17 protein-coding genes are annotated in these 17276 nt (G+C 61.3%); 13 read left to right on the plus strand and 4 right to left on the minus strand.

Features of this window, described 5'->3' with window-relative positions:
* Positions 1 to 41 precede the first annotated feature (41 nt).
* A complete protein-coding gene (locus tag A7X77_RS23400; RefSeq protein WP_064685228.1) occupies positions 42 to 500 on the minus strand; it encodes a helix-turn-helix domain-containing protein in 459 nt (152 codons plus the stop codon).
* Positions 501 to 850: 350 nt separating this feature from the next.
* On the opposite strand from A7X77_RS23400, the gene A7X77_RS23405 reads away from it, so the two are divergent.
* The 5 genes from A7X77_RS23405 (at position 851) to scpA (ending at position 7312) form a co-directional block, all read left to right on the plus strand.
* Entirely contained in the window at positions 851 to 2053 is a 1203-nt protein-coding gene (locus A7X77_RS23405) for an MFS transporter (RefSeq protein ID WP_064685229.1), read from the plus strand.
* A 343-nt stretch (positions 2054 to 2396) separates the two neighbouring features.
* Positions 2397 to 3236 carry a MetQ/NlpA family lipoprotein gene (locus A7X77_RS23410; protein ID WP_064685230.1) on the plus strand — a complete coding sequence of 280 codons (840 nt, stop codon included), beginning with the start codon at positions 2397 to 2399 and terminating at the stop codon, positions 3234 to 3236.
* Positions 3237 to 3326: 90 nt separating this feature from the next.
* The gene (locus A7X77_RS23415; RefSeq protein ID WP_064685231.1) at positions 3327 to 4415 is read left to right on the plus strand and encodes a methionine ABC transporter ATP-binding protein; all 1089 of its coding nucleotides are present in this window, start codon (positions 3327 to 3329) and stop codon (positions 4413 to 4415) included.
* Positions 4396 to 5049, plus strand: a complete 654-nt coding sequence (locus A7X77_RS23420) for a methionine ABC transporter permease (RefSeq protein WP_064685232.1) — start codon at positions 4396 to 4398, stop codon at positions 5047 to 5049. Before A7X77_RS23415 ends, A7X77_RS23420 begins: the two co-directional genes overlap by 20 nt.
* Before the next feature lie 124 nt (positions 5050 to 5173).
* Positions 5174 to 7312, plus strand: coding sequence for a methylmalonyl-CoA mutase (gene scpA / locus A7X77_RS23425; protein WP_064685340.1), 2139 nt, complete (start codon positions 5174 to 5176; stop codon positions 7310 to 7312).
* Here scpA and A7X77_RS23430 read toward each other — a convergent pair whose 3' ends face one another.
* Positions 7313 to 8473, minus strand: coding sequence for a fumarylacetoacetate hydrolase family protein (locus tag A7X77_RS23430; protein WP_064685233.1), 1161 nt, complete (start codon positions 8471 to 8473; stop codon positions 7313 to 7315).
* A 36-nt stretch (positions 8474 to 8509) separates the two neighbouring features.
* On the opposite strand from A7X77_RS23430, the gene A7X77_RS33175 reads away from it, so the two are divergent.
* From A7X77_RS33175 to A7X77_RS23440, 3 genes are all read left to right on the plus strand, one after another.
* Positions 8510 to 8668, plus strand: coding sequence for a hypothetical protein (locus A7X77_RS33175; protein ID WP_156668149.1), 159 nt, complete (start codon positions 8510 to 8512; stop codon positions 8666 to 8668).
* A 170-nt stretch (positions 8669 to 8838) separates the two neighbouring features.
* Positions 8839 to 9849 carry a Gfo/Idh/MocA family protein gene (locus A7X77_RS23435; protein WP_064685234.1) on the plus strand — a complete coding sequence of 337 codons (1011 nt, stop codon included), beginning with the start codon at positions 8839 to 8841 and terminating at the stop codon, positions 9847 to 9849.
* A 10-nt stretch (positions 9850 to 9859) separates the two neighbouring features.
* The gene (locus A7X77_RS23440; RefSeq protein WP_064685235.1) at positions 9860 to 10933 is read left to right on the plus strand and encodes a Gfo/Idh/MocA family protein; all 1074 of its coding nucleotides are present in this window, start codon (positions 9860 to 9862) and stop codon (positions 10931 to 10933) included.
* Positions 10934 to 11012: 79 nt separating this feature from the next.
* Here the strand turns inward: A7X77_RS23440 and A7X77_RS23445 are convergent, their stop codons facing one another.
* Entirely contained in the window at positions 11013 to 11522 is a 510-nt protein-coding gene (locus tag A7X77_RS23445) for a GNAT family N-acetyltransferase (RefSeq protein WP_064685236.1), read from the minus strand.
* Positions 11523 to 11677: 155 nt separating this feature from the next.
* Between A7X77_RS23445 and A7X77_RS23450 the strand changes: the two genes are divergently transcribed.
* Positions 11678 to 12073 (plus strand): VOC family protein, encoded by a 396-nt coding sequence (locus A7X77_RS23450; protein WP_064685237.1) that lies wholly within the window; start codon positions 11678 to 11680, stop codon positions 12071 to 12073.
* A gap of 35 nt (positions 12074 to 12108) precedes the next feature.
* On the opposite strand, the gene A7X77_RS23455 is transcribed toward A7X77_RS23450, so the two are convergent.
* Positions 12109 to 13029 (minus strand): helix-turn-helix domain-containing protein, encoded by a 921-nt coding sequence (locus A7X77_RS23455; RefSeq protein WP_064685238.1) that lies wholly within the window; start codon positions 13027 to 13029, stop codon positions 12109 to 12111.
* Between the two features lie 86 nt (positions 13030 to 13115).
* Between A7X77_RS23455 and A7X77_RS23460 the strand changes: the two genes are divergently transcribed.
* The 4 genes from A7X77_RS23460 to A7X77_RS23475 all read left to right on the plus strand — a co-directional run bounded on the left by A7X77_RS23460 (position 13116) and on the right by A7X77_RS23475 (position 17261).
* Positions 13116 to 14390 (plus strand): ABC transporter substrate-binding protein, encoded by a 1275-nt coding sequence (locus tag A7X77_RS23460; RefSeq protein ID WP_064685239.1) that lies wholly within the window; start codon positions 13116 to 13118, stop codon positions 14388 to 14390.
* Between the two features lie 82 nt (positions 14391 to 14472).
* On the plus strand, positions 14473 to 15333 hold the full coding sequence (locus A7X77_RS23465; protein ID WP_064685240.1) for a carbohydrate ABC transporter permease: 861 nt from the start codon (positions 14473 to 14475) through the stop codon (positions 15331 to 15333).
* Complete coding sequence (locus tag A7X77_RS23470; RefSeq protein WP_064685241.1) at positions 15330 to 16166, plus strand: carbohydrate ABC transporter permease; 837 nt, start codon at positions 15330 to 15332, stop codon at positions 16164 to 16166. Before A7X77_RS23465 ends, A7X77_RS23470 begins: the two co-directional genes overlap by 4 nt.
* Before the next feature lie 12 nt (positions 16167 to 16178).
* A complete protein-coding gene (locus tag A7X77_RS23475) occupies positions 16179 to 17261 on the plus strand; it encodes an ABC transporter ATP-binding protein (RefSeq protein ID WP_064685242.1) in 1083 nt (360 codons plus the stop codon).
* Positions 17262 to 17276: the final 15 nt, after the last annotated feature.

Consider the following 17276-nt stretch of genomic DNA (forward strand, 5'->3'; position numbering starts at 1 on the left):
CACAAATGACTGAACTCACACGCGATTGCCGTTCTGTCCGGTCACTCTCCGAGCGGGTGGGTGATATCCCCGATGGAGGCAGCCAGTGTCGGACCGCGGCCTTCCGCCTGCCCCATCGCCGTCACCAGTGCGATGATCGTTGAACGGATCTGGGGATCGGCGATCTTCAGAAAGGCACGATTGAGCACCAGCCCCTCTTTGGTTCGCAGGAATTCGGCCACCGGATCGGCATGGTCCGGTGCATCCAGCCCTCGCACCGCCAACGCCTCGGAGTCGCCCTGCTCGAAAAAGAAGCTGGGCGAGGTGTGAAGCACTTCGGCGATCCGCTGCAAACGACTCGCGCCGATGCGATTGATGCCCTTTTCGTATTTCTGAACCTGCTGAAAGGTCACGCCGATCTGCTCGGCAAGCCGCTCCTGGCTCATTCCGAGCAGCTGTCGGCGCGTTCGGATGCGCGCTCCCACATAGCTGTCTATGGCATTCGGTGTCTTGACATTCATCGCGTATTGTCAGCCTCGATCGCATTTCAATCGCCGCAGCTGTAGTGCCGCTCTGAGCGGTTTTCCACGCTTGTTTCCATATAGCATACCACATATGCGATGATCCCGGCTGACTGTGATATGAAAACCTCCATCGGAAGGGGAGACAGCGCAAGAACCGGCTCGACGGAAGAAAAATCGAACAAAAGCCGTACCGATCCCGGAGAAACCGGGCTGGCGATTGCTGCCAGGCGTGGGTTAAATGCTTCTCAGCGACCGTCGCGCGACAGTCTGGCCAGCCCCCGATCGCCACAAATCTATCGAACACGACGCAGCACCGCACCGATCGTGCCCGTTCAGGAGTGATATTGATGGCAACCGTTGCCGAAGGCGCGCCCCGTTTCGAAAAAACGACGATGTCTATTCTGATGGCGGTCAGCTTCTGCCATATGCTGAACGACATCATGCAGTCGCTGCTCGCCTCGCTTTATCCGCTGTTCAAGGCGAATTACGATCTGGACTTCGTGCAGATCGGCCTTCTTACCATGACGTTTCAGGTCACCGCTTCTTTGCTGCAGCCCCTGGTCGGAATCGTCACCGATCGCTGGCCGATGCCCTATTCTCTGCCGGTCGGCATGGCGAGCACCTTTTGCGGCCTCATTCTGCTCGGCAACGCCGGCAGTTTCGCACTGCTGCTGGTGGCAGCAAGCCTGATCGGCTTCGGTTCGGCGGTCTTTCATCCGGAATCCTCGCGTGTTGCCCGTCTTGCCTCCGGCGGTCGCCACGGTTTTGCCCAGTCCTTTTTCCAAGTCGGTGGCAATGCCGGCCAAGCGATCGGTCCGCTGCTCGCCGCATTCATCGTGCTGCCCCTCGGCCAGCACAGCGTGTCCTGGTTTGCCGCCATCGCCATGGTCGGCATGATCGTGCTGAGCTGGGTGGGCAACTGGTACATGAGCCATAGGCGCCAGAACGCCAGCAGACCTGCCGTCAGTCGAACCCTGCCGCTGCCGCAGAACAGGGTCGTCTGGGCACTGCTGATCCTGGTGCTGCTGACGGCAACGAAGAACGTCTACATGGCGAGCGTCTCCAGCTACTTCACCTTCTATGTCATCGACAGATTCGAACTCAGCGTGCAGCAGGCGCAGCTGATGCTCTTCCTGTTCCTCGGCTCGGTTGCCGTCGGCACTTTCCTCGGCGGACCGATCGGCGATCGCTTCGGTGCCCGTTTCGTCATCTGGTTTTCCATCCTCGGCGTCATCCCCTTCGCATTGCTGCTGCCCTATGCGAATCTTCTCTGGACGGGGGTGCTCAGCGTCGTCATCGGCCTGATCTTCGCTTCGGCGTTTTCGGCGATCGTGGTTTTTGCTCAAGAGCTGGTGCCCGGCCGCGTCGGCCTGATCGCCGGCGTCTTCTTCGGCTTCGCGTTCGGGGCAGGGGGGCTTGGTGCGGCGCTGCTCGGTGATTTTGCCGATACGCACGGCATCGACTTCGTCTACCGCATCTGCTCCTACCTGCCGTTGCTCGGCCTGCTCACGATCTTCCTGCCGCGCATCCCGAAGCAGAAACCGGCCTGAGGCTATATAGTCCGCAACCAATGCGAAGATTTCCTCCGAATCTGGATGGGGGATTGCATGGCTTTTCCCTGATGTCGCCCCACGCTTGGACAGGCGCTGCGCCATCACGATCTCGGCGAGCGCGCCCCTCAAGCGCAGCCTTCATTCTTTAGGACATGCTTAAATGGCCGCAATTAATCCATAAATTTAATGGAAATTAATCCTGCCGATATTGGAGGCAGGGCAAGAGTTTTTCAGGCTCTTCCTTCACATCAGACTTTCGTGCTTCGCCCCTGATCCGCGCATTTGCGATGCTCAGCGCGCTCGGGGCGTTCTGCCTCATTCAGTCAGACGGGATGTAATAATGACCAACAACAAAAAACTTCACGGACTACAGCTTTCGCGCCGGGCGGTTCTTGCCGCCGCCGCCGTTTCAGCAGCCGCACTTTTTACCTTTGCAGCACCCGCTCCCTCCTTCGCCGAGGACAAGTCGATCAAGGTCGGAATCATGGCCGGCGAAGAGGAGGACATCTGGCGTGTCGTCACGAGCGAGGCGGCCAAGAAAGGCCTCAAGATCGAGACCGTCGTCTTCAACGACTACACACAGCCGAACGAAGCGCTGGAGCAGGGCGAGATCGATGCCAACGCCTTCCAGCATCAGCCCTATCTCGATAACCAGATCCAGCAGCACGGCTATCATATCGTCCGCGCCGGCTTTACCGGGGTCTGGCCGATCGGCCTCTACAGCAAGAAATACAAATCCGTCGCCGAAATCCCGGAAGGTGCGGTCATCGGCGTCCCGAACGATCCCTCGAATGAAGGCCGGGCGCTGCGCGTTCTTCAGAACGAAGGCCTGATCAAGCTGAAGGACGGCACGGGCATTCTCGCGACCGTCGCCGACGTCAGCGACAATCCGAAGAAGATCGAGATCAAGGAGCTCGATGCCGGCATCGTCGGCCGTTCGATCGATGATCTCGATGCCGGCGTCGTCAATACCGATTGGGCTTTGAAGAGCGGCCTTTCTCCGGCCGAACGCATCGCGCAGGAGCCGGTCGCCGATAATCCATACCGCAATTTCATCGCCGTCAAGGACGAGAACAAGGATGCGGACTGGGTCAAGACGCTTGTGTCGTCTTATCAGAACGACACCGTCAAGGCCGAATTCGACAAAGTCTATAAGGGGACGGGCCTCAGCGCCTATTGATCCGAAACTCGGCTGGGGTTAAGGCCTGCCGAAAGGCGGTCCGGGCGTTTCTTGCCGGGACCGCCTTTGGCGTTTTTAAGGAAAAAGCAGATGAATTCCTTTGTTTCCGCCACGACAATCGAGCCGCAGCCGCAAGCAGCAACGGCCGAAGAAGTGGTGAGGCTCGTCGATGTGAAGCGGCGGTTCGGAACCACGGCGGCGCTCGACGGTATTTCGCTGAGCGTGAAGAAGGGCGAGATTGTCGGCATCATCGGCCGCAGCGGCGCCGGCAAGTCGACGCTGATCCGCTGCCTGAACGGCCTAGAGCGCGCCGACAGCGGCGAAATCCGTATTGAAGGCCGCGATATCACCGGGCTTCAAGAACAGGAACTGCAGCCGCTGCGCCGCCGCATCGGCATGATCTTCCAGCACTTCAACCTGCTTTCCGCCAAGACGGTGGAGGAAAACGTCGCACTGCCGCTGAAGATCGAGGGCGTTGCCAAGGCCGAGCGCCTGAAGCGGGCGCATGAACTGCTCGATCTCGTCGGCCTCGCCGATAAGGCGAAGGCCTATCCCGCATCGCTCTCCGGCGGCCAGAAGCAACGCGTCGGCATCGCCCGCGCGCTCGCGGCACGCCCGGCGCTGCTGCTGTCCGACGAGGCGACGTCGGCGCTCGATCCCGAGACGACCCGGTCGATCCTGTCCTTGCTCAAAGACATCAACCGCAAACTCGGCCTGACCATTCTGCTGATCACGCATGAGATGGAAGTGGTGCGCGGCATTGCCGATCGTGTCGCCGTCATCGATGCCGGGCGGATCGTCGAGCAGGGCCAAGTCTGGTCGGTCTTTGCCAATCCGCAGCAAGCGATCACGCAGAGCTTGCTCGGCGGCATCCGCCCGCAGCTTCCCGATCATATTGCCGGCCGGCTGTCTGGGACATCTGGCAGCGAGGCGATCCTCAGTGTCGATCTGGCCGGACCTGAAGCGCAAGGCGCGCTGTTTGCCGAGCTGTCGGCGGTGCTGCCGCATTCCTTCCGCCTCGTCCATGGCGGCATCGACCATATCCAGAACCAGCCGGTGGCACGGTTCTTCATCGCCGTTCCCATGCGCGACCCCGCGCTTGCCGGCAAGGTCGAACAATTTCTGACGGCCCGGTCCGCCCGGGTGGAGGTGCTTGGTTATGACGCCGATCATGTTTGAACTGCTGATCCGCTCGCTTTGGGAGACGGTCCTGATGACCGTCGCCTCCGGCCTGATTTCGCTCGTCGCCGGTCTGCCGCTCGGCCTTGCCCTCGTCGTCACGGCACGCGGCGGCATTGCTGAAAATCTCTGGATCAACCGTGTGCTCGGCGCTGTGATCAACGGCTTCCGCTCGGTGCCCTTCATCATCCTGCTGGTGGCGCTGATCCCGCTGACGCGGCTGATCGTCGGCACGGCGCTCGGCACATGGGCGGCCGTCGTGCCGCTCGCCATCGCAGCGACGCCCTATTACGCCCGCATCGCCGAAGTGTCGCTGCGCGAGGTCGACCGCGGGCTGATCGATGCGGTGCGCGCCATGGGCGGCAACCGCTGGACGATCGTGCGCGAAGTGCTGGTGCCCGAAGCGCTGCCCGGCATCGTCGCCGGCTTCACGGTCACGCTGGTGACGCTGATCGGCGCTTCGGCCATGGCGGGCGCGATCGGCGCCGGCGGCCTCGGCGATCTTGCCATCCGCTATGGTTATCAGCGCTTCGACACCAACGTGATGATCGCGGTCGTAGCCGTCCTCATCGTCCTCGTCTGCGGCATGCAATGGCTTGGCGACCGGCTGGTCGCCAAGCTCGACCGCAAATAGACCAGCGCCGGAGCGGTGGGTGAATGACAGCGGCGAATGCTTTCCCGCGTGAAAAGTCCTAAGGCTGTATCGCATCAGTCACCTGTGAAATGATAAGGTGGCGATGAAGCAGCCGGAGGAACGCATGACGAAGAAGACGCTGTCGGATTGGGCGGAGCTTGCGCAGAAGGAGCTGCGTGCCTCGCCCGAAACGCTGACCTGGCAGACGCCGGAAGGCATTGCCGTCAAGCCGCTCTATACGGCCGAGGATCTCGACGGCGCCGCGCATCTCGGCTCGCTGCCCGGCTTTGCGCCGTTTACCCGCGGTCCGCGCGCCACGATGTATGCCGGCCGGCCGTGGACAATCCGTCAATATGCCGGCTTCTCGACGGCAGAAGAATCGAACGCCTTCTACCGCCGCAATCTGGCCGCCGGCCAGAAGGGCCTGTCGGTCGCCTTCGATCTCGCCACCCATCGCGGTTATGACAGCGATCATCCGCGCGTCGAAGGCGATGTCGGCAAGGCAGGCGTGGCGATCGACAGCGTCGAGGACATGAAGATCCTATTCGACGGCATTCCGCTCGGAGAAATGTCGGTGTCGATGACGATGAACGGCGCCGTCATCCCGATCCTCGCCTCCTTTATCGTCGCCGGCGAGGAGCAGGGGGTGCCGAGGGCCGAGCTGTCGGGAACCATCCAGAACGACATCCTCAAGGAGTTCATGGTCCGCAACACCTATATTTATCCGCCAGAACCCTCGATGCGGATCGTTGCCGACATCATCGAATATACGGCAAGGGAGATGCCGAAATTCAACTCGATCTCGATCTCCGGCTATCACATGCAGGAGGCCGGTGCGACGCTGGTGCAGGAGCTCGCCTTCACGCTGGCCGATGGCCGCGAATATGTCAGGGCGGCGATCGCCAAGGGCCTCAACGTCGATGATTTTGCCGGACGGCTCTCCTTTTTCTTCGCGATCGGCATGAACTTCTTCATGGAGGCGGCGAAGCTGCGCGCCGCCCGGCTGCTCTGGAGCCGGATCATGGAGGAGTTCCAGCCGAAGAAGGCGTCCTCGCTGATGCTGCGCACCCATTGCCAGACCTCCGGCGTGTCACTGCAGGAGCAGGATCCATATAACAACATCATCCGCACCGCCTTCGAGGCGATGTCGGCCGTGCTCGGCGGCACGCAATCGCTGCACACCAATTCCTTCGACGAGGCGATCGCACTGCCGACGGAATTTTCCGCCCGCATCGCCCGCAACACCCAGCTCATCCTGAGCCACGAAACCGGCGTCACCAAGGTGGTCGACCCGCTGGCAGGCTCCTATTACGTCGAGAGCCTGACGAAGGAGCTTGCCGATAAGGCCTGGGCACTGATCGAGGAGGTGGAAGCTCTCGGCGGCATGACGAAAGCCGTCAATGACGGCCTGCCGAAGCGGCTGATCGAGGAAGCGGCGGCGCGCCGCCAGGCTGCCGTCGACAAGGGCGAGGAGGTCATCGTCGGCGTCAACCGCTACAGGCTCGACAACGAGCAGCAGATCGACATTCTGAAGATCGACAACAGCGCGGTGCGCAACGCCCAGATCAAACGGATCGAGGAGACCAGGCGGCGGCGCGACGGCAATGCCGTGCGCGAGACATTGGCCACTCTTTCGGAAGTGGCGCGCAGCGGCGGGGGCAACCTGCTCGAAGCCGCGATCGAGGCGGCGCGAGCCCGTGCCACCGTCGGCGAAATCTCCGATGCCATGCGCGATGCCTTCGGCGACCATGCCGCCACGCCTGCCGTCATCAAGGGCGTCTATGGCGAGGCCTATGACAACGAGCCGGAACTCGCGGTGCTGAAGACCCGGATGGCGGAGGTCACTGAAGCGATCGGTCAGCGGCCGAAGATCATGGTCGCCAAGCTCGGCCAGGACGGGCATGACCGTGGCGCCAAGGTGATCGCTTCGGCGTTCGGCGATATCGGCTTCGATGTGCTTGCCGGACCGCTTTTCCAGACGCCGGACGAGGCAGTCGACATGGCGCTTGACGAAAAGGTCAATGTCGTCGGCGTGTCGTCGCTGGCAGCGGGCCACAGGACGCTGCTGCCGCAATTGATCGACAGGTTGAAGGAGAAGGGCGGCGGCGACATCATCGTCGTCTGCGGCGGCGTCATTCCGCGGCAGGACTATGAATTCCTGCACGAACACGGCGTTGCGGCCGTGTTCGGTCCAGGCACCAACGTCCTCGAGGCGGCAAACTCCGTCCTCGACCTGCTGCAGGGCAGGCGGCGGAACCAGTAGTTACAGCAATCCACGCTTCGCCAGGTTGCTCATCAACGCCGAAATGCCGAAGGTCCAGGGCGGGCATTCGGTGGAGAGGCGCACGGTGTTGACGAGCGTGCCGAGCCCGGCCGAGGAGATCTCGACGACATCGCCGATCTTGTGCGTGAAACCCTGTTTCGGTGCGTCGCGATCCTGTGTCGGCGCAAACAGCGTGCCGAGAAAGAGCATGAAACCGTCGGGATACTGATGATGAGGCCCGAGCGTCTGTTTGACGAGATCGGTCGGATCGCGGCTGATCTGCGACATCGAACTTTTGCCGTTGAGCACGAAGCCATCGCGGCCCGTGACCTTGAGGTCGAGTTCCGCCCTGCGCACATCATCCAGCCCGTAACCGGCATCGAACAGGCGGATGAAGGGACCGATCGCGCAGGAGGCGTTATTGTCCTTGGCCTTGCCGAGCAAGAGCGCCGAACGGCCTTCGACGTCACGCAGATTGACGTCATTGCCGAGTGCGGCCCCCTTGATCTCGCCGCGGCTGTTAGCCGCCAGCACGATTTCCGGCTCGGGATTGTTCCAGGTCGAGATCGGATGCAGGCCGACATCCGCACCCCAGCCGACCGAGGACAGCACCGGCGCCTTGGTGAAGACCTCGGCGTCGGGACCGATGCCGACCTCGAGGTATTGCGACCACATGCCTTCGTCGATCAGGGCCTGCTTGACCTTGGCGGCCTCCGGCGAACCGGCCTTGAGATTGGTGAGACTGCCGCCGATCAGCGTGCTGACGCGCTCGCGGATCGAGGCGGCGCGCTCCGGATTACCGGCCGCCTTCTCCTCGATGACGCGCTCGATCATCGACTGGGCGAAGGTGACGCCGCAGGCCTTGACCGCCTGCAGGTCGGCCGGCGCCAGCAGATAGGGACGCGCCGTATCCGGCGCCCCGGTACTGTTGCCAGCGACTTCCTCCAAGGAACCGACCGCCTTGCCCTTTGCCGCGCGGACGAAGCCGGCGGCATCCTGTTTTTCAAGCAGGGCGCTCAGCGTCGGCGCGTCGCGCGAGGTAATGTCGACCAGCATCCCCTCGCGAAGCGTTACGATGCTCGGGCCGGCAGCCTCGGGGCTCCAGACGCGGCCGAGATAAAGACCAGCCGAAGCAGCGGCATCGAGAAGGGGATGAGACATGGTGATCCTCCGTCACAGGCAAGCGGGGAGCGCTCTTTGAATATCTTCGAGGTCGTTGCCGCCTCCAACCCGGCGGCGGCGGAAATCGATCACATTCACGCAGACAGGGCAAGACATGCTGGAGAAAAAGACTTTCGTCCAATCGGATCGAATGAGCGACTTGTCGGCAAAACGGCGCCGGAAGTTGCTAAATAACTATTTAGATACAAAATATCTATTTAATTTCAGTCACTTACATATATCGATACACACTTTCAGCCTCGATCTCGCCTTGACAGGAGGCAAGTTTCGTTATCTGTTTTGCCCGACATGGAGGATGCCGGCGCCAGCCGGCGCTCAGAAAATCCCGGGAGGATATTGCAGTGATGTTGAGATTTGCCGTCGTCGGAATCGACCATGGGCATACATTCGATCATGTGAAGGGATTGCTGGCCGCAGGCGGCGAGTTCGTCGGCTACTGCCCTCGGACCTCGGTGCCGGCATTGCGTGAGACGTTCGAGAAGATCTATCCGGATGCGCCGCAGATCGATCGCGAAAAGCTGTTCGACGATCCGTCGATCGGTGTCATCTGCATCGCCGCGATCCCACGCGACCGCGCCGGGATTGCCATCCGCGCAATGAAAGCGGGCAAGGACGTGATGACCGATAAGCCTGGTGTCACGACCTTCGCGCAGCTCGAGGAGGTCCGGAAGACCGTCGCCGAAACCGGCAAGATCTTCTCGATCTGCTTTTCCGAGCGCCACTGCGTGCGCTCCGCCGTCAAGGCCGGCAAGCTCGTCGCCGACGGCGCAATCGGCAAGGTAATCCAGACGCTCGGCGTGGGCCCGCATCGACTGCAGCTGCCGACCCGGCCGGACTGGTTCTTCGATCCGGAAGCTTTCGGCGGTATCATCGTCGACATCGCCTCGCATCAGGTCGACCAGTTCCTGTTCTATACCGGCTCGACGTCGGGGGAGGTCATCGCCAGCTCGATCGGCAATTTCGGCATGCCCGACAAGCCGGCCTTCCAGGATTTCGGCGAAGTGCTGCTGCGCTCCGACAGGGCGGCAGGTTATGTCCGCGTCGACTGGTTCACCCCGGAGGCGCTGCCGACCTGGGGCGACGGACGGCTCACCATCCTCGGCACCGAGGGTTATATCGAACTGCGCAAATATATCGATATTGCCGGCCGGCCGGGCAAGGATCATCTCTTCCTCGTCAACGGCAAGGAGATGACCCATATCGATTGCAGCGGCGAGAAACTCGATTATTTCGATGCTTTCACCGCCGATGTCGCCAACCGCACGCAGACGGCGATGACACAGGACCATGTTTTCGAAGTCTGCCGCCTTTCGCTCGAAGCCCAGACGAAAGCCGCGCGCATCGGCGCTCGCTGAGGAGGATATCATGACCAGGAAATTGCGCGTCGGCGTCATCGGCGCAGGCATTGCCGCGCGGCATCTGACCGGCTTCGGCTGGAACAAAGATCTTTTCGACGTTGCAGTGCTCTGCTCGCTCGATGAGGACCGCGGCAAAGCGCTGTGCGAAGAGTTCGCCATCAACGAATATACGCAGGACGCAGACTCGCTGTTTGCCCGCGACGATCTCGACATCATCGATATTTCGACGCCGCCGAGCTCGCATTTCGAGCTTTGCCGCAAGGGCATCGAATCCGGCAAGCACGTGATCTGCGAGAAGCCGCTCTTCGGCTCGATCGCCGAGGTCGACGAGATGGAGCGCATCCTTGCCCGTTTCCCCGGCAGGAAGCTGATGCCGATCTTCCAGTATCGCTACGGTTCCGGCCTGCAGAAGCTGAAGCTGCTGATCGAAAGCGGTCTGGCCGGCAAGCCGTTCCTGACGACGATCGAGACCCATTGGTGGCGCGGCCCGGATTATTACGCCGTGCCGTGGCGCGGCAAATGGGCGAGCGAGCTCGGCGGCGGCCTTCTCGGCCATGCGATCCACGCTCATGACATGCTGAATTACGTGCATGGCCCCTGTGCCGAGGTGTTTTCCTATGGGGCGACGCTGGTCAACCCGATCGAGGTCGAGGATACGGCCGCGCTTTCAGTGAAGATGCAGAACGGTTCTCTGGCGACGCTGTCGATGACGCTCGGCTCGCGCAAGGAGATCTCGCGGCTGCGTTTTTGCTTCAGCGATCTTGTCGCCGAAAGCATTCTCGAACCCTATACGATGGGCCGCGATCCCTGGGTGTTCACGGCAGGAAACGAGGAGCATCAGGCGAAGATCGACGCGGCGCTTTCCGCCTATGTACCGGGCGAAGACGGCTATACCCGCCAATTCGAGCTCTTCCACCAGGCGATCATCGAGGACAAGGACCCGCCCGTGACGCTGGAGGATGCCCGCAATTCGCTGGAGTTGGTGACAGCCGCTTATTTCTCGCAGCGCACCGGCAAGCCGACACCGATGCCGATCGCCGCCGATCACCCGCTCTACCGCTCCTGGCTTCCGCAGGAATAACAGGCGGCTCCCGGGCTGTGAGCGAAAGGGAAGGGCGATGCTTTGGCCTCGGATCATTCCGAGGCCGGCTTCGGCACAGTCAAACGGAGGATGTTGGACGGCGTTCGACACCCACTCTGAAACGCTTCTTGATCCGGTCGACCGGTGTTCCATCCAGAAGCGGAACCTGGACGAGCCTGTCATAGGGCTCGAAGCCCATCTTGGCGTAATAGGCAAGTCCGCCGATATTGTCGGCGCGAATGGTCGCATTGATGAATTTAAGCCCGAGCGCTTCGGCGGCTGCCCGCGTCGCCGGAAAAAGGGCGCTCCCGGCGCCGGAAATCCTCGGGCTCATGCGGGCAAATGTTGCGATATCGGCATAACCCTTCGGCGGATCGCCGTGCACGCTCAACGACTGAAAGCCGACAAGCGACCGATCATGCTCGGCGACATGGCAGACAAGGGGAAACTCACCGTCGATGAACCAGTCTGCGAATTCCGCGGCCGTAAGCGGCGTCTCGAGCGCGGTTGTTCCACCGGCCAGGATGATCTCGTTCAGGAGACCGCACAGTTCCTCCGCGTCGGCGGCTACCGCTCTTCGAACATGCATTGCTTTGGGTCGCTCCATCTCTCAATCGGCAGCCTAGCCGATGGCCGCGATGGAGCACAAGCCACCCGTCTGCCGCCCCCAGCAATCTTCGCTCACCCTTGAAATTCCAGGGCCGTCGATGAAATTTCTCGCAAACGGAACAGAAAGAAGCACCCATGCTAAAATCCTTCGAGCATGTCGGCATGACGGTCAGCGATATGGACCGCGCGGTCGACTTCTATTGCGGCCTGCTCGGCCTGCGCCTGCATCTGCGCAAGATGATGGCCGACGGCTCTCAGGTCGCCTTTCTCGACGCCGGCGGCAGCATGCTTGAAATTTTTGCGCCGGCGGGTGGTGCGGGGAGGGCGGTAGATGTGCCGGACGATACCGCCGGCCTGCGCCACCTGACCTTCCTGTTCGAAAATGTCGCGGAGACCTTCGCTCGTCTCGAAAGAGCCGGCGTCGAGATCAAAGAACGGCCGCGTCTGGCTGTTAACGCCGAAGTGCTGCACAAGGTCGCTTTCCTGCGCGATCCCGATGGAATTCAGATAGAACTCGCTGAAAAAAGATAACGCGGCGCTTGCAGGACAGCCGAGGCGGACATGATTCAATTGCGGAAGGCGCCGGCGGGCATCGTCGTCACCAGCCTGATATCGCGCCGGAAATCCGACGGCGACATGCCGGCGATGTGGCGGAAGGATTTGTTGAAGGCGCTGATCGAGCCGAAACCGCTGTCCATCGCCACCTGCAGCACGTTGGCGCCCTCGCTCATCAGCATCGCCTGAGCGCGCGACAGCCTGAGCAGCGTCACATATTTGCTGAGCGTCATGCCGGTCGATCGCTTGAACAGGTTCATCGCATATTTCGGATGCAGGTCGGCGGCGCGAGCGATGTCGACCGAATCGATGTCCTGCAGGAAATTGGCAGCGATGAAATCGCACATGCGCGCGACGCTGCGCGAGGAATGCGGATGCGGCTGGTCGCCTTCAAGACTGGTGGTCGTCTTCGACGTCGCCATCGAGTAGGGTTCGAGCGCAATGCGCTCGATGCGCAGCAGCAGTTCGTCGACGGCGTGCTGGGCCTTGGCGGAATCGCCTGAATTGGAGTAGCGGACCCAGCGGGCGAAGTTTTCTCTGTCGGCGGCATCGGTCGCCGACGTCAGCAGCGTCTCGCCCTTCATCAGCCGGCTGGAAATGCTGATCGGCAGACGCAGCCGGAAGAAATAGACCAGCGGCAGATGGGCCCCTGCATAGAGCGAATCATCCGAGGATTCGTCCATCTGATGCGGCTGGCCACCCCAGAAAAGGCACATCTGGCCGGCGTTCAGCCGAAATTCGTGATCGTTCATGCGGTAGTGCACGGTGCCGCGAATCACATAATTGACCTCGACCTGCGCGTGCCAGTGCGGCATGGCCATGATGGGCGGGTGGGCATGAAACATCTGCAGCGCCGTCGGCGAACCCTCGATGCTGCTTGCGCCGGGCTGATAGATTGCACGCGTACCGACCTTACTTTCCGCCAAATCCATATTCCCTTTTTAGGAGACAGCCGCTCCCTTGCGGATAGTCTAACCGCGTTCGTGAAAGATCGGCAATTGAAAAGGGAGGATTTTCAATGCGCTTCAAACTTCTCGCTGCGACCGCAGCTGTTGCACTGCTTGCTTCCGGCTCCGCCTTCGCGCAGTCGGCCAATCTGACCATCTGGAGCTGGAACGTCGCCGCGTCGGCATTGAAATCCACGCTGCCGGGCTTCAACAAACAATATCCCGACATCAAGATCACCGTCGAGGACCTCGGAAACAGCCAGGTCTTCGACAAGACGCTTGCAGCCTGCGCTGCCGGCGGCGACGGCCTGCCCGACATTGTCAGCATCGAGAATTTCGAAGCTGAAATCTTCTGGAGCCGTTTCCCGGATTGCTTCGCCAATCTGAAAGAGCTCGGCTACACCGCCGATATTCAGGCGAAATTCCCTGACTTCAAGCGCACCGAACTCGAGGTCGGCGATGTTGCTTATGCCATGCCGTGGGATTCCGGCCCCGTCGCCGTTTTCTATCGCCGTGATTTCTACGAGAAGGCCGGCGTCGATCCGAGCACGATCAGCACCTGGGACGATTTCATCGCCGCCGGCAAGAAGATCTCGGCCGCCAATCCCGGTGTCGTGATGGCGCAGGCCGATTTTAACGGCGACAGCGAATGGTTCCGCATGATCGCCAACGAGCAGGGCTGCGGCTATTTCTCGACCGACGGCCAGAACATCACCATCAACCAGCCGGCCTGCGTCGCTGCGCTGCAGAAGGTGAAGGAGATGAAGGATGCCGGCACGCTGACGTCCGCCAACTGGGACGAGAAGATCCAGGCCAACACGGCCGGCAAAGCGGCAAGCCAGCTCTATGGCGGCTGGTATGAAGGCACCGTGCGCTCGACCTCTCCCGATCTCAAGGGAAAATGGGGCGTTTACAGAATGCCGAGCCTGACGGCCGACGGTCCCCATGCCGCCAATCTCGGCGGTTCGTCGCTCGCCATCTCGGCGGCCTCGGCAAACAAGGAGGCGGCCTGGAAATTCGTCAACTACGCCCTTGGTACGACCGAGGGTCAGGTCACCATGCTGAAGGAATTCGGCCTGGTTCCGTCGCTGCTTTCTGCTGAAAAGGATCCCTTCGTCAACGAGCCGCAGCCCTATTGGGGCGGTCAGAAAGTCTGGGCCGATATCCTCGCGACACTGCCGAAGATCGTGCCGAGCCGCGGCACCGCCTTCCAGAGTGATGCCGAGGGCATCTTCAGGGCAACGCAGGCAAAATTCTTCGCCGGCGGCTATCCCGATGCGAAGGCGGCTCTCGACGACGCCGCCAACCAGATCGCTTCGGCAACCGGACTTCCTATCGCGCAATGAATGACGATGCCGGGCGCCCGAAGCGCCCGGCTTTCCCCGGTTTGCAACGCGGCTGGTCATTCGTTCGTAAGGAGGAGGCTCGATGCCGTTCAGAACCCGGAGCGCCTATGCGTTCCTCGCCCCCTATCTGCTGATCTTTGCCACCTTCTGGGTCTGGCCGATCATCAATTCGTTCTTGATTTCCTTTCAGAACACGCGCATCAACCCGTGGAAATACAGCTTCCAGGCCAATTGGGGCCGGCTCTTTTACGATCCGGCCTTCTATAATGCTCTTTACAACACGCTGATCATCCTGGTGATCCAGGTGCCCGTGATGATCGCGCTGGCGACGGTCATGGCCGTCATGCTCAATTCGCCGCTGTTGAAAGCGCGCCCGCTTTTCCGTTTCGCCTTCTTCGCACCTGTCGTCGTCGGCGAGGTCGCTTATGCGGCCGTCTTTCGGCTGATGTTCAGCCTCGATTTCGGCATCATCAACAAGATGATTTCAGCGGTTGGCTTCAGCCCGATCTCCTGGTTCGACAACGCCAATGCTGCGATGGCAGTGATCATCCTCGCCGTCACATGGCGCTGGGCGGGCTATAACGCCATCATCATCCTTGCCGGCCTGCAGGCCATTCCCGACGATGTCTACGAGGCGGCGACGCTCGACCGGGTGAGCAAGGTGCAGCAATTCTTCCACATCACCCTGCCGCTCCTGAAACCGATCATCCTCTTCTGTGTGGTGCTCTCGGTGATCGGCACCATGCAGCTCTTCACCGAACCCTTCCTCATCACCAATCGCGGCGGTCCGGGCGGCGGCACGGAAACACTCGGCCTCTTCCTCTATCGCCAGGGTTTCACGGCGCTGAACTTCGGTTATGCCTCGGCAATCGCCTATACGATGGCTGCTCTCGCCGTGGTGATTTCTCTTCTCAATCTCTGGATCGGGAGGGATCCGAAATGAAATCCAAATCGCAATCCCTTCTCGCCCGTCAGATCGCGCTGCACGCCGTGCTGGCGCCGCTGGCGCTGATCTGGCTGTTTCCGCTCTGGATGATGTTCGTCTTCTCGACAATGCCGGACAACGGCATTTTCAGCCCAGACATCGTGCTGTGGCCGTCGACCAACTTCGTCGAGAATTTTAAGAATCTGCAGGCCGATACCGATTTCATCGGGGCAATGGTGATCTCCATCGGCGTGGCGCTCATCTATACCGTGCTCTCGGTGATGCTGACTTCGATGGCCGGCTGGGCGCTGGCGCGTTACCGTTTCGTCGGCCGCGCCGTCGTCATCGCCATCATCCTCGGCACGATCACGCTTCCCTTCTCCGTGGTCGTCATCCCGCAATTCATCATGGTGGCGCGCGAGTTCAAGCTGGCAAACACCTGGGTGGCTCTGATCGTGCCGCCGCTCTTCAATTCGCTCGGCGTCCTATTCATGCGGCAGTCCTTCTCGATGATGCCGGGCGAACTCTTCGACGCGGCCCGCGTCGAGGGCGTCAAGGAATGGCAGATCTTCCTGCGCATCGCCCTGCCGCTGGCGCGCCCGACGATGGCAGCTTTGGCGATCATTCTCTTCCTGCATTCGTGGAACAATTACCTCTGGCCGCTGCTCATCAATTCCAGACCGGGGATGATGACGGCGCCGGTGGCATTGGGAACGCTGATCGGCCTCACCAAGGTTTCCTGGGGTGGCATCATGGCCGGCGCGGTGCTGCTGACGGCGCCGATCCTCGTCGTATTCGTGGCTCTCCAGCGCCATTTCATCGCCGGCATCGCGGCCGGCGCAATCAAGTAATCGGGGGGCCGCATGGCAGAGCTTTCACTTAGCAACATCGTCAAGCGCTTCGGCGGCTTTGAGATCATCCATGGCGCCAATCTGGAGGTCAAGGACGGCGAATTCGTCGTCTTCGTCGGCCCCTCCGGCTGCGGCAAGTCCACGCTGCTCAGGATGATCGCCGGATTGGAGGATATTACATCGGGCGAGCTTCGGATCGCCGGCAAGATCGTCAACGACGTCGAGCCGGCCGACCGCGGCATCGCCATGGTCTTCCAGTCCTATGCGCTCTATCCGCACCTGACCGTTGAGGAGAATTTGAGCTTCGGCCTGCGCATGAACGGCAATCCGAAAGCCGACACCGAGCGTCGCGTGGGCCGTGTTGCGGAAATCCTGCAGATCACCGAGCTGATGAAGCGCCGTCCGAAGCAGCTTTCCGGCGGCCAGCGTCAGCGTGTCGCGATCGGCCGCGCCATCGTCCGCGAACCCGAGGTTTTCCTGTTCGACGAGCCTTTGTCGAACCTCGACGCGGAACTGCGCGTGCAGATGCGCGTCGAGATCTCAAGGCTGCACAAGCAGCTCGGCACGACGATGATCTATGTCACCCACGACCAGACGGAGGCGATGACGCTTGCCGACCGGATCGTCGTGCTCCGCGCCGGCAATATCGAACAGATCGGCGCGCCGCTTGACCTCTACGACGATCCCGCCAACCAGTTCGTCGCCGGCTTCGTCGGCTCGCCGAAGATGAATTTTCTCAAGGCCGTGGTGGTCGAGACGCAGCCGGGCAGGGCGGTGATCGCACTGGAAAGCGACGGCAATATGCGCCTGCCGCTGGCCATTGCCGATCCTGTCGAAGCCGGTGCGAAAGTGACGCTCGGCATCCGTCCCGAACATTTCGTCGATGCCGGCGCGGGTGACGCCGATCTTACCGTCGCTGTCGACGTTGCCGAACATCTCGGCAACACAAGCTACATCTACGCCGCCATCGGCAGCGAGCAGCTGATCATCGAGCGGCCGGAATCGCGTGTCGCCGGCAATCGCGAAACGCTGACGGTAGGCTTTCCCGCAAGCCGCACATTCCTTTTCGACGGCGCCGGCAACCGGCTTCGTTAAACCCCTCCCAAGGCA

Source organism: Rhizobium bangladeshense (assembly GCF_001662075.1).
Taxonomy (GTDB): Bacteria; Pseudomonadota; Alphaproteobacteria; order Rhizobiales; family Rhizobiaceae; genus Rhizobium; species Rhizobium bangladeshense_B.